13 protein-coding genes and 1 pseudogene are annotated in these 14,598 nt (G+C 70.5%); 7 read left to right on the top strand and 7 right to left on the bottom strand.

Annotation, left to right across the window (positions count from 1 at the left end):
* The first annotated feature begins 110 nt into the window (after positions 1-110).
* The 3 genes from ACF061_RS35840 to ACF061_RS35830 all read left to right on the top strand — a co-directional run bounded on the left by ACF061_RS35840 (position 111) and on the right by ACF061_RS35830 (position 2,040).
* The gene (locus ACF061_RS35840) at positions 111-1,205 is read left to right on the top strand and encodes a hypothetical protein (RefSeq protein ID WP_392271193.1); all 1,095 of its coding nucleotides are present in this window, start codon (positions 111-113) and stop codon (positions 1,203-1,205) included.
* Between the two features lie 105 nt (positions 1,206-1,310).
* The gene (locus ACF061_RS35835; RefSeq protein ID WP_392271192.1) at positions 1,311-1,757 is read left to right on the top strand and encodes an MFS transporter; all 447 of its coding nucleotides are present in this window, start codon (positions 1,311-1,313) and stop codon (positions 1,755-1,757) included.
* Positions 1,696-2,040, top strand: a complete 345-nt coding sequence (locus ACF061_RS35830; RefSeq protein ID WP_392271191.1) for a hypothetical protein — start codon at positions 1,696-1,698, stop codon at positions 2,038-2,040. Before ACF061_RS35835 ends, ACF061_RS35830 begins: the two co-directional genes overlap by 62 nt.
* Positions 2,041-2,307: 267 nt before the next feature.
* On the opposite strand, the gene ACF061_RS35825 is transcribed toward ACF061_RS35830, so the two are convergent.
* A complete protein-coding gene (locus tag ACF061_RS35825) occupies positions 2,308-3,150 on the bottom strand; it encodes a LysR family transcriptional regulator (RefSeq protein ID WP_392271190.1) in 843 nt (280 codons plus the stop codon).
* A gap of 72 nt (positions 3,151-3,222) precedes the next feature.
* Between ACF061_RS35825 and ACF061_RS35820 the strand changes: the two genes are divergently transcribed.
* Entirely contained in the window at positions 3,223-4,446 is a 1,224-nt protein-coding gene (locus ACF061_RS35820; protein ID WP_392271189.1) for an MFS transporter, read from the top strand.
* Between the two features lie 337 nt (positions 4,447-4,783).
* Here the strand turns inward: ACF061_RS35820 and ACF061_RS35815 are convergent, their stop codons facing one another.
* Positions 4,784-5,206 carry a winged helix-turn-helix transcriptional regulator gene (locus tag ACF061_RS35815; protein WP_392271188.1) on the bottom strand — a complete coding sequence of 141 codons (423 nt, stop codon included), beginning with the start codon at positions 5,204-5,206 and terminating at the stop codon, positions 4,784-4,786.
* Between the two features lie 81 nt (positions 5,207-5,287).
* Here ACF061_RS35815 and ACF061_RS35810 point away from each other — a divergent pair, with 81 nt between their 5' ends.
* Positions 5,288-6,757, top strand: coding sequence for an MFS transporter (locus ACF061_RS35810; protein WP_392271187.1), 1,470 nt, complete (start codon positions 5,288-5,290; stop codon positions 6,755-6,757).
* 239 nt (positions 6,758-6,996) lie between these two features.
* Here the strand turns inward: ACF061_RS35810 and ACF061_RS35805 are convergent, their stop codons facing one another.
* From ACF061_RS35805 to ACF061_RS35790, 4 genes and pseudogenes are all read right to left on the bottom strand, one after another.
* A complete protein-coding gene (locus ACF061_RS35805; RefSeq protein ID WP_392271186.1) occupies positions 6,997-8,010 on the bottom strand; it encodes a BtrH N-terminal domain-containing protein in 1,014 nt (337 codons plus the stop codon).
* Positions 8,007-8,813 carry a GyrI-like domain-containing protein gene (locus ACF061_RS35800; protein WP_392271185.1) on the bottom strand — a complete coding sequence of 269 codons (807 nt, stop codon included), beginning with the start codon at positions 8,811-8,813 and terminating at the stop codon, positions 8,007-8,009. The genes ACF061_RS35805 and ACF061_RS35800 overlap by 4 nt, the downstream gene beginning before the upstream one ends.
* A gap of 167 nt (positions 8,814-8,980) precedes the next feature.
* Positions 8,981-9,103, bottom strand: a pseudogene (locus ACF061_RS35795) (SDR family oxidoreductase); the annotation flags it as partial.
* A gap of 31 nt (positions 9,104-9,134) precedes the next feature.
* On the bottom strand, positions 9,135-10,094 hold the full coding sequence (locus ACF061_RS35790; protein ID WP_392271184.1) for a LysR family transcriptional regulator: 960 nt from the start codon (positions 10,092-10,094) through the stop codon (positions 9,135-9,137).
* Between the two features lie 220 nt (positions 10,095-10,314).
* Here ACF061_RS35790 and ACF061_RS35785 point away from each other — a divergent pair, with 220 nt between their 5' ends.
* Entirely contained in the window at positions 10,315-12,654 is a 2,340-nt protein-coding gene (locus ACF061_RS35785) for a M4 family metallopeptidase (protein ID WP_392271214.1), read from the top strand.
* Between the two features lie 144 nt (positions 12,655-12,798).
* Here the strand turns inward: ACF061_RS35785 and ACF061_RS35780 are convergent, their stop codons facing one another.
* The gene (locus ACF061_RS35780; RefSeq protein WP_392271183.1) at positions 12,799-13,185 is read right to left on the bottom strand and encodes a LysR substrate-binding domain-containing protein; all 387 of its coding nucleotides are present in this window, start codon (positions 13,183-13,185) and stop codon (positions 12,799-12,801) included.
* 383 nt (positions 13,186-13,568) lie between these two features.
* Between ACF061_RS35780 and ACF061_RS35775 the strand changes: the two genes are divergently transcribed.
* Positions 13,569-14,579, top strand: coding sequence for a methyltransferase (locus tag ACF061_RS35775; protein ID WP_392271182.1), 1,011 nt, complete (start codon positions 13,569-13,571; stop codon positions 14,577-14,579).
* The last annotated feature ends 19 nt before the right edge of the window (positions 14,580-14,598 follow it).

Here is a 14,598-nt window from a genome sequence, read left to right as displayed (position 1 = left end):
CGGCGCGCTCGACCGTCCGTCCATTCGGCCTCGCTGTCAGCGCTGTGTGTCATCATGCGGACGCGTCCCGGAGGAGCGGGCACGGTCGACTGTTTGCCAGGGGGTTGGGGATGGGCATGGGTACGGAGCCGGACGGCTCGTCCAGGTCCGACGAGGAGTGGGAGCGGTTTCTGCGCGAGTCGGTGGCGGGTGTCGCCGACGCGCCCAAGGAACCCTCGGCGCGGGCCCGCGACGTGGCGAAGCGGCTGCGTGCGGAGCCCGGCCTCGGCGTGGAGGGCTGGCGCGGCCACACGCCCGCGCGACCCAAGCGGCGCACGGGCTGGTACGTGGTCGGGCTGCTGGCCTCGCTGGTGCTGCTGGTGCCGGCGCTCGCGCCGGGGCGGACAGTGGACCTGTTCACCGGCGCCGACTCCCCGCCGCCGGCGGCCGAGACCTCCCGCCCGACCCAGGCGCCCCCGGCGGAGGCAGCCCGACGCCCCACCATGGACGAGCCGTTCCGCGGCTCGCCGGCGGCGAGCTGGGCGAGCGGAGCGGCGGGTATCACCGTGCCGAAGGCCACGGCGGTCGGCTGGATGAGCGCCGCCGAGGTCGAGCTGGCCCTCGCCCGCAGCCGGGACTTCCTGGTCGCGTCCGGCCTGGACCGCGGGGTGCTGCGGGGTGAGCGCCCCGAGAAGGCGATCACACTGATCAACCCGCACCAGAAGGACGTCCAGGACCTTCTACAAGCCGCTTTCCGAACCCCGAGCGAGAAGAACGACCCGCTTCTCCTCTTCAGCCGCTTCCAGCCCTCCCGCACCCGCCTGGTCGGCGACGTCGTGAAGACCCGGGGCCGGCTCACCTACCAGGAGGGCAAGCGCGGCGCGCTCCAGGTAACCGCCGACGTCACCTTCGTCTACCCGGTCACCCGCGCGGGCAAGGGCGGCGATGACGAGATCGTGCGCACGATCGTCCGGCGCGAGCTGGTCCTGAGCTGGGACGACCCTGACAAGGTGATCACCGAGCCGGGCACGTTCTCGATCGTCTCGTACAAGTACGACGTGACCAACGGCGGTTGCGGCGCCCGCACGGGCTACTTCACCCCGCCCTTCGGCACCGACCGCCCGGCGGACGAGACCGGCAAGGAGATCGACCCGTACGACCGCAGCACGCCGGTCGGGCGGGGCGAGTCCTCCGGGGAGCAGTGCTGGAGGGCGACGCGGTCCTGACGGGCGTCGCCCGGAGCCCAGCACGAGCAGCGGTGGCCCGGACGGCGTGCCGCGCAGGTCGTCGATGGAGCCGCCGCTGCGGGTCACGCACACCCGCCACCCGGCATGGTTCCCGTGTTCGGCGTCCCGCTCGGGTCCCTGATCGGTGAACTCACCGGCTGGCGCGTCGCCTTCGCGTCGCTGAGCGGCCTGGCGCTCATCACGTCGATCTTTCTGTTGGCCGCTCTGCCGTCGTTGGCCGCCGGCCAGGCAATCCGGCCGCGTCTCCTGGTCGGACAGTTCCGCAACCCGGGCGTACGCGCCGGAATCATCGCGACCTTCCTCATCGTGACCGGTCACTTCTCGGCCTACACCTTCGTGAGCCCGGCACTTCAGAAGTCGTCGGGGATCGACGAACGGTTCGTCGGCCCGCTCCTGTTCGGGTTCGGCCTCGCGGGCATGATCGGCGACTTCGTCGCCGGCGCGGCGCCGGCGCGCAGGACGCACCACCGTGCTGATCATCGCGGTGTCCCTGGCGGCCGCGATGCCGCTGTTGCTGCTGCTGGGCCGTAGCCGGCTCGGCGGTGCCGTGCTGTTGATCGTTTGGACTCTGGCCTACGGCGGCGTGTCTGTCGGCCTGCAGACCTGGATGATCAAGGCGGCTCCGCAAGCGGTGGAAGCTGCTTCCTCCTTGTGGGTGGCGGTGTTCAATGTCTCGATCGGCCTCGGCGCGCCGGCCGGCGGCGTCATCGTCGACGCGCTCGCCCTCCAGGGCGTTCTGTGGCTCGGCGGCGCCCGTGCTCTGGCGGCGGCACTCGCGGTCTGGAGCGCCCGCACCCGTGAGGGCCTGCGATGACCAAGGCGCCGCAGTCAGCACCCGATCGACTCCGGCGTGGCCCCGTCCCGGCGTTCTCACGCCGGGCGTTCGCACGATCCCCGCGGCCGGACGATCGTCCGCAGCCTCACCCGGCGGCTGCGGACGATCTGTCCCATGCACCAGTCGGAGGGCGCCCGAAGGTCCACCGGGCGAAGCGGCGTCCGGGGCACGGTGTGCATCGGCGTCCGCCTCGCGGAGGCCGGGGACCGCACCGTCCCGGGCCGAAGCGGCAACCGACCGCGGAACTCAGATCGTTCGTCGAAGCGCGGTCTCCACGGCGTCGATCAGCGGATCCCCTTCGGACCGTGGGTGCCGTGCGAGGCCGAGCTCGACGTCCGGCAGGGTGGGCAGAGCGTCCAAGTCGTGGCAGGCCATGGCCGGTTCGAGGTTCGTGGGCATGAGCGCCGCGACGCCGAGCCCGGCCCGCACCGCGGCGAGCACGCCGACCAGGCTGTTGCTTTCGAACGCCACCCGCCAGGGCCGACCGGTACGTTCCAGTGTCTCGAGCACCGATGTACGCCAGGAGCACGTGTTCGAGAAGAGCACCACCGGAAGCGGATCGGCAGCCAAGTCCGCACCCGGGCCGATTGCCCAGACCAGCGGGCGACGTACCGTCCAGCGCGGCGGTCCGGGAAGAGCCGGCACCTCGTTGAGCACGAGTTGGACGCGGCCCGTGTCGTAGGCCTCCCGCATCGCGGCGTTGGACGTGCTGAGCACCTCCAGCGTCGCGCCGGGGTGCAGCCGGGCGAGGTCGGCGAGGGCTTGCGGAAGCTGGGAGGCGGCGAGATCCTCGAGCAACCCGACGCCGCAGCGGCCGGTGAGCACGCGCCCGGTCTCGGTGAGTGCCTGCGCGGAGAGCGCGAGAATGCGTTCGGCGTACGGCAGCAACTCCTCACCCGCCCGGGTCAGCGAGACGCCGGACGGTGATCGGTGCAGCAGTGGACGGCCGACGGCCCTCTCGAGCTTGCGCACCTGCTGGCTGAGCGCGGGCTGGGTATGCCCGAGCGTGGTCGCGGCGCGGCTGATGCTGCCTGCCCGCACGACGGTGACGAAGGACCGCAGCAACGCGGTCTCCAGATCCCTGGCCATAACGATTCATTATGTCGGCGCCAGTGAACGAACCACTACCTATGGCCTGGCGGAAGATCTAGCGTGACGCCGGTGACCGGATACCGACAGATACTCGCCGTGCCGGGAATGGCATCGCTGCTGGGAGTTTCCTTTCTCGCCCGAACCGCGATCACGGCTGTCGTGATGGCCTTGACGATGTACGTCGTGCTGGGTCTGGACATGAGCTATGCGGCGGCCGGCGGTGTCGCGGCGGCCCTGACGGCCGGACTGGCGCTGGGAGGGCCGCTGCTCGGCCGCATGATCGATCGGCGGGGCCTGCGCACGGTGCTGCCGGTGACCGTCGTCGTGCAGGTCGTGTTCTGGTCGAGCCTGCCGTCCCTGCGGTACGGAGCCCTCCTGGGCGCCGCCTTCGCGGCGGGTCTGCTGATGGTGCCGGCCCAGCCGGTGACCAGGCAGGCCATCGCCGCGATGACGACGGCGGAACAGCGCCGGGCCGCGTTCGCGCTGGAGTCGGTGCAGGGCGAACTGTCGTACATGGTGGGCCCGGCGGCCGTGATCCTGTGCGCCGCGAAGACGTCCCCCGCTGTGGTGGCGTGGGCGGTCGGCGCCGCGATCGCGGCCGGCGGAACCGGGATCGCGCTGCTCAACCCGCCGTTGCGTTCCGCGGACGAGGCGGATGCCGGCGCGGCCGGGCAGCCTCCGCGGCGGGAATGGCTGGGCGTCGGCATGATCGCCGTACTCACGATGGCGTTCGGCACCACGACGCTGCTCAGCGGCGTCGACCTCGCCATCGTCGCCACGCTCGAGGAATCAGCTCAGGTCTCCAGGGCCGCCGTGGTCGTGGCCGTGCTCGGCGTGACCTCTGTCGCCGGCGGACTGGTCCACGGGGCGTTGCCCCGGTCGCTGCCGACATGGCTACTGCTCGGCCTGCTCGGGCTCATGACGATCCTCGCGGGGCTAGCCCACGACTGGCCCTGGTTGTGCGTGGCCGTCGTCGGCACCGGGTTCCTCGCCGCGCCGACCCTTTCCGCGGTGGCCGACGCGGTGAGCCGACTGGCACCGGCCGGTGTGCGGGGTGAGGCCACAGGTCTGCAGTACGCGGCGCAGAGTGCGGGTTTCGCGCTCGGATCCCCGATGATCGGGGTGGCGATCGACGTCTCCGTGCCGGCGGGCGGCTTCGCGGCGGCCGGGCTGGCCGGCCTCGCCGCCGCGCTGACCGGATGCCTGCTGTCCCGCCGCTGTCCGTCACCTCGACCGCCCAATCCGGCTGGTCACGAGTCGGGGAGAAGAACGGACGCGACTCGGGTGCGGTGAGCTCGCACCGCGGAACACCGAGAAAGGCCGCGACTCCCACGAACGAACGGCCGCGGGTCAGGTCGCGGTGCCGCGACGACGCGTGAAAGGTGCGGGACACCGCCGGTCGAGGTCACCGGGACGAGCCGTGCCCAGGCGCGCCGTCACATCGAGACGGCGTCCAAGCCGTGGGAGGTTCGTTCGGCCACCACCTGGACGCCGGATCCGGGCGTCCTCACCGACGCCGGGATCCTGATGAGCCCGCCGTAGCGGCGTGCGGCGACGGACAGGACCCGCCAGGAGGCAACCGCCACAAGCGCTCGACCGGCCACGAGCCCGTCCCGTTGGCGGCCGCCCGTCAGCACTCCGGCCGTGGGTGGGACTGACCTGTCCGCGGCGGCGCTGCTGCCGTGGCGTCGTAGGCGGCTCGGGCCCGGGCGATCGCGCCGCGGTGCCGCTCCGCCCACTCCACGAGGCCGGTCAGGGAGGAGTACAGCTCTCGCGCCATGGCAGTGAGGCTGTACTCGACCTTCGGCGGCACGGTGGGATGAACGGTCCTCGTCAGCAGACCGTCGCGTTCGAGCCTGCGCAGGTTCAAGGTGAGCATCCGCCGGCTGATGCCTTCGACGGAGCGTTCCAGCTCGGTGAATCTGATCGGGCCACGCGCGGCGGCGACCAGGATGCTGATGCTCCACTTGCCCGCCACATGGTCGATCACCTCGACGAGCGGACATGCCTCGCCGATGACCTCCTCGGACACATGCGTGTGACTGCGTGACATAAAAGTGCCTCCTTCCCCGACGGCTCATGGTTACAGACGATGACTGCTGTAACAAATAGTTCCCCAAAGGGAGGTTCGAACATGCCCCTGCCTGCCACAAGGGCGAGTGCGTCGCCTTGGCTGACCGTCGTCCTGCTCTGTGTCGGCCAGATGATGATCGTCCTGGACCAGAACATCGTGAACGTGGCGCTGCCCGCTGTGCAGAGTGGTCTCGGGCTCTCCTCCGAGAACCTCGTCTGGGTGGTCAACGCCTACGTCATCCCGTTCGGCGGGCTCCTGCTGCTGGCCGGGCGGCTCGGTGACCTCATCGGACGAAAGGCCGTGTTCCTCACGGGAATCGTGCTCTTCAGCGCCTCCTCCGTGCTGTGCGGCCTCGCGACCAGCGAGACCTGGTTGATCGCGTCCCGTTTCCTCCAGGGGATCGGTGGAGCGATCGCCTCCGCCTGCGTCCTCGGCATGGTCGCGACCGTGTTCTCCGATCGTCGCCAGCAGGCCCAGGCCATCGCTGCCTACAGCTTCGCCTCCGCGGGCGGCGGCGCGGTCGGACCACTGCTCGGCGGTGTCCTCACCGATCTGCTCAGCTGGCACTGGATCTTCTTCATCAACGCGCCGATCGGTGCCATCCTCGTTCTGGTCGGCATGCGAGCGCTCCCCCGGGACCGTGGAGAGGGGATGGGCAAGGGCACCGACTTCCTGGGAGCCTTGCTGGTCACAAGCGCGATGATGCTCCTGGTGTACACCATCGTGGACGCTGAGCGGGTCGGCTGGGGAGCGGCCCGGACCCTGCTGCTCGGCCCCCTGTCCCTTGTGTTGCTGACCGGGTTCGTCGTCCGCCAGGCCACGGCCGCGGAGCCGCTGCTGCCGCTGGGTCTCTTCCGCTCGAGGAGTCTGGCGGCGGCCAACGTCGTCCAGTTCCTGGTGATCGCCGGCATGTTCGGCCTGTTGTTCTTCGGCACGCTCTACCTGCAGCGCGTGCTGGGGTACGGCTCGCTGCAGGCCGGTATCGGGTTCGTGCCCATCGCCGTGGTGATCGCCGTGGTCTCCCTCGGTCTTTCGACCCGACTCGTCACCAGGTTCGGCCGGCGCGCGATGCTCCTGCTGGGGCTCGCCCTGATCGTCGGGGCGTTCGTCATGCTGTCGTTCGCCCGCGTCGACGGCGTCTACCTGGTGGACTTCCTCCCCGCCAGCCTCGTCATGGGACTGGGCTTCGGCCTTGCCGCGCCGGCCATCATGGGGCTCGGCATGACTGCCGTTTCGCCGGCCGAGTCCGGCATCGCCTCGGGACTGTTCAACACCACTCAGCAGATCGGGGGCGCGATCGGCCTGACCGTGCTGAGCGCCTTCGTCAGCGCGCGCACGGACAGCCTGGTCGCCGCGGGGAAGAACGAGGCGGAATCGCTGGTCGGTGGGTACCACGTGGCCTTCCTGGCCGCCGCCGGGTTCACACTGACCGCCTTGATCGTCGGCGCCGGCCTGCTTAAGGCCGCGCCGTCCGTAGGCGCGAAGCAACACAGCATGGCGTCTTCCGAACCGGACGCCTCGGTCTCCTGACCGGCAGAGGCGGACCCCGGCTCCTCGGCAGCCACGGCAGCGGCGGGCGGCGCCGGTGTCCCAGTAGACGGCCTCCAGCACGAAGTCCTCACGGACTCGCCCACGGTCGGGCCTTGCTCCGGACGCCCTTGGCCTTGACCGGACAGCGGCGGGCGGCGAGGTCGGGTGCTCGGTGCTCACGCCGAGGACTCCTCGGCCCGCCCGGCGACCTTCGGGCGACCTCGGTTTCTTGGAGATCGTCAGGGCTGGATCCTGCTGGGAGTCCCACTGCCCAGGCGGCTCAGTGCGTGCATGGCCTCGCGCTCCATACGCGAAAGAGCGCCGAGCATCGAGCCGGCCTGGACGAGGCACTGCGCATCGCCCGATTCACCAGCCTTCTTGATCATTGCTGCTGCTTCCGTCCACAGGCCGGCCGCCTCGGCGTACAGCGTGTGGCCGGTGCGCAGGTGGCTGCTGTCGAGCAGACCGGTGCATTCGGCGAGGAAGTCGCGGTAGAGGTTGCGGAACAGGGAGCCGCCGGTGCCGGCCTGCTCCATCAACAGGGCGGCCTGCGGCAGGTCTCGCTGTGGGTCGTCGGTGCGCCGGAGCCATGTGCGTACCAGCTTGCCGGCCTTCTCGATGCCGCGGTGACCGAGGTTGGCGATGGGCGGGTGGAGGAAGGCGTCGGCGCAGGCGGTGATGGCGGGGACGATCTGTCCGTGCGGGGCGGGCAGGTTCGTCGGAGCGGTGAGAGTGAAGGACCGATGCTTGGCGGCCATCGGGCCGCGCGCGGCCCTGGCCTGGGCGAGGCCGGTCAGGCTGGAGGAGACCGCTCCGCCCTGCTGGTCGGTGTCCACCAGGTAGGCGTTGTCGTCGTCGTAGCCGTACATGGCGACGACGTGGCCGCCGAAGTGGACCTTCGAGCCGAAGTAGTCCAGGTAGTAGCTGTCGAGCTGGAGTCCGACGGGGTGGCCGGCGTCGATGGAGGCCGTCACGTTCTCCCACGCCTTGCGCGGGGAGGTGGTCTCCTGGACCAGGAGTTCCAGCCCGAGCCTGGTGGCCAGGTTCCTGGTGAGGTCGAAAGGCCTGACCCGTCCCCCGAGGAAGGGGAAGCCCATGTTCTTGCCGTCCCAGTAGATGAAGGACAGACCGGAGCCGAGACCGAACAGCATGGGCTCGGACAGATCAAGTCCTTGGTGCCTCAGCAACACCCCCAAGGTCGTCGTCTCGCAGTGCCGCGTACCGCGGGCGTCGATGTCCATCACCGTGGTCATGCCGTGCTCTCCTGGACGGGAACGATCAGTCGGGTCATCAGTTCTTCTTGTGGCGCCTCTGCCGGTCCGACGAGATACGCCTCGCGTACGGGTGCTCGCGGAAGCAGTCCGCGCTCGTGGATGGCGGCGAAGAGCGCGTTGTAGGCCAGAGGCAGTTGCGCGTAGGGCCCGATGTGCATCGTCTCGGCGACGAGTCCGCCGGGCAGCACCTCGAATTCCAGGCCGGACATGCCTTCCCCCTGCCGGGTCTGCGCTCCGACGGCGATCTCCATCCGCTCTTCCAGGTCGAGCGGGTACAGCCCCCACAGCGGTGGCTCCCAGGCGATTCCCATCGTGCCGAGCACGGGCAGCAGTCGACCCGCGCACTCCTCGACCCCGGTTCCGATCTCCGCGGGGGAGCGGACCGCTCGCACCACCGCCAGTCGTCGCTCCGGCTCTCTGCCCAGGGCCACCTCATAGTCGGGCAGACCGCCCTCGGCCAGCCGCTCCAGCATCTCCAGCCGGGCCTGGTCCGTGCGGATCCGCTCGGCCAGCCGGTCCCGTTCGGCGCGCAGGATCCCCGCCCTGCGCTCAGGCCCGGCAGCCAGCGCCTGGGCGATCACGGCCAGGGGGAGATCCATCTCGCGCAGCAGGGCGATGGTCAGGGCATCACGCGCCTGTCCGGGTGCGTAGTAGCGGTAGCCGGAGGCGGCGTTCACGTGGATGGGAGCCAGCAGCCCCAGGTCGTCGTAGTGCCGTAGCTGCTTCACGCTGAGGCGGCACAGACGGGCGAAGCGCCCGATGGTGAGAAGTTCGTCTCGCACGCCATCATGGTGGACTCTCCCACGGTGGGAGAGTCCAGCGCCGAGTCGATGGACTCAAGGACGCCCTGCTCGCTGTCGTCGTCCCGTCCGGGGCCGAGGCTGGACCGAGGCGTCCGGCTGACGCCGGGCTCGCTTCCGCCGAACCCGAGCGGCCCGGTGCTCGGGGTTCAGCGGGCGACGTAGCCGCCGTCGACGGGCAGGGCGACACCGACGACGAAGCTCGCGCCGGGGCTGCACAGCCACAGGACGGCCTGGGCGATCTCGTCGGCGGTGCCGAGCCGGTTGATGGGCCGGCCGGTCTCGAACCCCGCCCGGGTCCGCTCAGTCGAGGACCGGGTGGAGTTCCGGGCGGGCTTCCCACCATGTGCGGTAGAAGGTGTTGTTGGGGATGCTGTCGAGGTACGCATGTGCCGCTGCCCGGTAGAGCAGGGCGGCGCGCTGTTCGGAGACCGCGGCCCGGTTCCAGGCGATCCGGATGCGTTCGGTGAGCGGGTCGCCGGCCAGCGGGCGCAGGACCGTGCCCTCGACATGCGGCGAGGTGGGCTGGCACATGGAGACGGCCCGTCCGGCGGCGATCAGTTCCCAACGCATCTTGCGGTCGGCGATCCGGTAGCGCAGCGTCGGCGTGAAGCCGGCCCGGCGGCAGGCGTCGGCCATGGCCTCCGGGCCGCCGTCGTCGTCGTCGGTCAGCGCCGTCCAGGTCTCGTCCGCCAGGTCGGCGAGTTCGATCTCCTCCTGCCCGGCCAGGGGGTGGGTGGCCGACAGGCGCACGCAGGCCGGTTCCTTCGGTATGAGGGTGCGGGCCGCCACGCCGTCGGGGAGCGGCACTTCGTGGTCGCCGACCTCCCCGTACAGGATCGCGTCGTACTTCCCGGCACCGAGCATGCGGGTGAGCGTGGTCGCCGAGTGCTCGGTGGTGATGTCGATCTCGTGGCCGGGCAGTTCCTCCTCCAAGCGCCCGAACAGCCGGTCCACCAGGACGAGCATGACGCAGCCGAGCCGCAGTGCCGGATGCGGTGCGGCGGCTCGCGTTCCGGCCGCCAGGGCGTCCATCTCGCCGAGCACCCGGCGCGCCACGGACAGCACGAACTCGCCCAGCGGGGTGGGTTCGACGCCGCTCCTGCTGCGGACGAACAGCTCGCCGCCGGTGACCCGTTCGATACGCCGCAGTTGGGCGGAGAGGGCCGGCTGGGACACCCCGAGCCGGCCCGCCGCACGCCCCAGGCTGCCCGCTTCCGCTATCGCGCGGACAGCTTCGAGATGCCTCAACTCCAGCTGCATTTCACCAGCATATGCGGGGCGAGGGGCGGCGTGGAGGGGTTCTGGCGGGGCCGGTCATAACACGGGTCTTATGAGCGATGAGATGTCCCTTTCTTGCCATGCTCACGCTCATACTCGGCGCATCCCACTGACTCCCCCTCATGGAACTGGAGCAGACGTGCACCCCACCAGACTCACGGCGGCCCTCGCTGCACTCGCACTGACGGCGGGCCTCGCGGGCATCGCGAGCACCGCCGCCGCGGCCGCCGAGGCCGGTTCCGCCCCTGCCGCAGCGCACCACCTCAGCCCCCTGCGCACCGGCGCCCTGGAGGCCAGGCTCAGCCCGGCCCAGCACCAGGCCCTGATCCGGAGCGCCCAGGGCAGGACGGCCGACACCGCCCGCACCCTCGGCCTCGGCGCCAAGGAGAAGCTGGTCGTCAAGGGCGTCACCAAGGACGCCGACGGCACCCTGCACACCCGCTACGAGCGCACCTACGCCGGTCTGCCCGTCCTGGGCGGCGACGTCGTCGTGCACACCCCGCCCGCCTCGCGGGCCAAGGGGACCGTGAGCGCCACCTTCAACAACAAGCGCGCCGTGCGGGTGTCCTCCACCACCGCCACCTTCACCAAGGCCGCGGCCGAGACCAAGGCGCTGAAGGCCGCGGAGGCCCTGGACGCCGCGAAGCCCGCCGCGGACAGCGCCCGTAAGGTGATCTGGGCCGGCGCCGGCACCCCGAAGCTCGCCTGGGAGACGGTGATCGGCGGCTTCCAGGACGACGGCACGCCCAGTGAGCTGCACGTCATCACCGACGCCACCACCGGCAAGGAGCTGTACCGGTACCAGGGCATCCAGACCGGCGTCGGCAACACCCACTACAGCGGCCAGGTCTCGCTGACCTCGACCAAGTCGGGCTCCTCGTACACCCTGACCGACGCCACGCGCGGCGGCCACAAGACGTACAACCTCAACCACGCCACCTCCGGCACCGGCACCCTGTTCTCGCAGACCAGCGACACCTGGGGCGACGGCACCAACTCCACCGCCGCCACCGCCGCCGCGGACGCCGCCTACGGCGCGCAGGAGACCTGGGACTTCTACAAGGACACCTTCGGCCGCAGCGGCATCAAGAACGACGGCCAGGCAGCCTACTCCCGCGTCCACTACGGCAACGCGTACGCCAACGCGTACTGGGACGACAGCTGCTTCTGCATGACCTACGGCGACGGCACCGGGAACAACGACCCGCTGACCTCGCTGGACGTGGCCGGCCACGAGATGAGCCACGGCGTCACCGCCAACACCGCGGGCCTGAACTACAGCGGCGAGTCCGGCGGTCTCAACGAGGCGACCTCCGACATCTTCGGCACCGGCGTGGAGTTCTACGCCAACAACAGCACGGACGTCGGTGACTACCTCATCGGCGAGAAGATAGACATCAACGGCACCGGCGCCCCGCTGCGCTACATGGACAAGCCCAGCAAGGACGGCAACTCCGCGGACTCCTGGTCCTCCTCCCTCGGCAACCTGGACGTGCACTACTCCTCGGGCCCGGCGAACCACATGTTCTACCTGCTCTCCGAGGGCAGCGGCAGCAAGACGATCAACGGTGTCACGTACAACAGCCCGACCTCCGACGGCGTCGCCGTCACCGGCATCGGCCGCGACGCCGCCCTGCAGATCTGGTACAAGGCGCTGACGACGTACATGACGTCCAGCACCAACTACGCCGGCGCCCGCACCGCGGCCCTCAACGCGGCCTCCGCGCTGTACGGCGCCAACTCCGTCCAGTACGCGGCCGTCGGAAACGCCTTCGCGGGCATCAACGTCGGCAGCCACATCACCCCGCCCAGCAGCGGTGTGACGGTCACCAACCCGGGCAGCCAGTCCTCCGCCGTGGGCACTGCCGTCAGCCTCCAGGTCCAGGCGTCCAGCACCAACAGCGGCTCGCTGACCTACAGCGCCTCCGGCCTGCCCACCGGCCTGTCCATCAACAGCTCCACCGGCGTGATCTCCGGTACGCCCACCACGGCCGGGACCTACAGCACCACCGTCACGGTGAAGGACTCCACCGGCACGACCGGTACCGCCTCCTTCTCCTGGACCGTCAGCACCAGCGGCGGCGGCGGAGGCACTTGCTCCTCGACGCAGCTGCTGGCCAACCCGGGCTTCGAGTCGGGCAACACCGGCTGGACCAACAGCGGCGTCATCAACAACGACACCCGTGAGCCGGCCCACGGCGGCTCCTGGACGGCCTGGCTCAACGGCTGGGGCTCCGCGCACACCGACACGCTGTCCCAGTCGGTGACGATCCCCGCGGGCTGCAAGGCCACCCTGACCTTCTACCTGCACATCGACACCGCTGAGATCGGCAGCACCGCCTACGACAAGCTGACGGTGACCGCCGGCTCCAAGACCCTCGCGACGTACTCGAACGCCAACGCGGCCTCCGGCTACAGCCAGAAGTCCCTCGACCTGTCCTCGCTGGCGGGCCAGACGGTGACGCTGAAGTTCACCGGCGTCGAGGACGCCTACCTCGCCACCAACTTCGTCGTGGACGACACCGCCCTGACGACCGGCTGAGCACGTACTCGCTGACACGGTCCCGCACCCTCCTCCCCGGGTGCGGGACCGTGCCACGTCAGCCCAGCGGGTCCAGCGTGAGGTACGCCTGTTGCGGGCCGCAAGCCACGGAGAACTCCGCCATGCCCTGCTGGTCGGGGCGCCTCAGGTCTCGCGGGTGAGGAGGTTCTTCGCCGATTCACGGAAGTGGGCCACTAGCGGGTTGGTGTCCGCGGAGCGAGTGGCGACCACCACCTGGCAGGGCTCGATTCCCTCGACGGGGACGGTGGCGAGGTCGTCGCGGACCGTGCAGCGCCGGTCGTCGGACGGCACGAGGGCGATGGTTCGCCCATCAGCGACGACCTCGAGTTTGTCCTCGAAGGTGTCGGCGAGCATGGGACCGAGTGGAGCCGGCCTGCCGTCCGGACGGGGATCGAGCCGCCAGAAACCGGTCCACAGCGCGGCCATACCGGCACAGGCCACGAGGGGTTCGTCGGCGAAGTCCTCCGGGGTGACCGACTCCCTGCCGGCGAGTCGGTGGGAGGCGGGCACGAGGAGTGACGCGCCGAACTGGCCGTGGACGGCGGCGGCTCCCAGCTCTGACGCTCGGCGCCGGGAAGAAGGGAACCGGGAGGGGCGCGGCTCCTCCGAAACGAGCTCGCCGGTCAGGCCTGGAGTCCGTAGCCGGGCAGGACCCGCCCACGTCCGGGTGAAGACGGCCGGAAGCCCTCTGTCCGCGCCGTGCCCCAGAGGATGCACTGGGACCAGCGGCCTCACCGAACCCGCCCACCCGTCAACACCGGTCACCATGACCGTGCGACCCCCGCCCGCAACCGCCGTTCCCGTCATCCTGGACCACCCGCCCTCGCCCGTCCCCGCACGCGCGGCCCGGCCGCCCCCGGGGACGGGCCCCGCCAAGAAGAGGTGACGCAGTAATGAACACGGCACGGCAATCCGCCGCCCGGCTGATCGACGAAAGCCTGGGCTTCCTGTTCCCCGCGGCGCTGCGCGCTGCCGCCACCGTGCGAGTGGCCGACCACATGGCGGGCGACGCCGAGAGCGTCGAGCGGCTCGCCGAGGCGACCGGGACCGACGCCCGCAACCTCGGGCGAGTCCTGCGGCTGCTCGCCACCCGCGGCGTGGTCGAGGAGACGGACGCCGGGCGTTTCCGGCTGACCGCAATCGGTCGGGCGCTGCGCTCGGACGCCCCTCATTCCGCCCGTGCCGCGATCCTGATGCTCACCGACGCCACGATGTGGCGCCCCGCCGGGGAGATGCACCGTTGTCTGACCGACGGCGACTCCGCCTTCACCGGCATCTTCGGGACGACGTTCTTCGACCACTTCGCGCGCGACGCCGAAACCGCCGACGTCTTCCACGTCGGCATGGCCGCCATGTCGGACCACGAGAACGAACCCATCGCCGCGGCCTACGACTTCCCGCCCACGGGTACCGTCGTGGACGTCGGCGGCGGCCACGGCGGCCTGCTTCTCGAGGTTCTGCGCCGACAGCCCGGACTGCACGGAGTGCTCCACGACCAGGCGCACGTCCTCGCCGGCCACCGGCTGGGCGACCACGACGACATCACCGGTCGATGGACCACGGCCGACGGCGACTTCTTCTCCTCGGTCCCGTCGGGGGACGTCTACCTCATCAAGCGCATCCTCCACGACTGGGACGACGAGCAGTCCGCCACGATCCTGCGCAACTGTCGGCAGGCCGTGTCACCGGGCGGCCGCATCCTCGTCGTCGACGCCGTCGTGCCACCCGGCGACCTGGCCCACCAGTCCAAGACCCTCGACCTGATGATGATGTGCTCCCTGGTGGGACGGGAGCGCACCGAAGAGGACTTCGTCCAGCTCTTCAAGGAGGCGGGGCTGCGCCTGCGACGGATCGTGCCGACACCGACCGTGCTGTCCGTCGTCGAGGCGGAAAGCGCTGACTGACGAGCTCGTGCACGGTAGG

The organism is Streptomyces sp. NPDC015220 (assembly GCF_043079345.1).
Taxonomy (GTDB): domain Bacteria; phylum Actinomycetota; class Actinomycetes; order Streptomycetales; family Streptomycetaceae; genus Streptomyces.
Note: the sequence above shows the minus strand (reverse complement) of the source record. Positions and strands in the feature narration are given on the sequence as shown.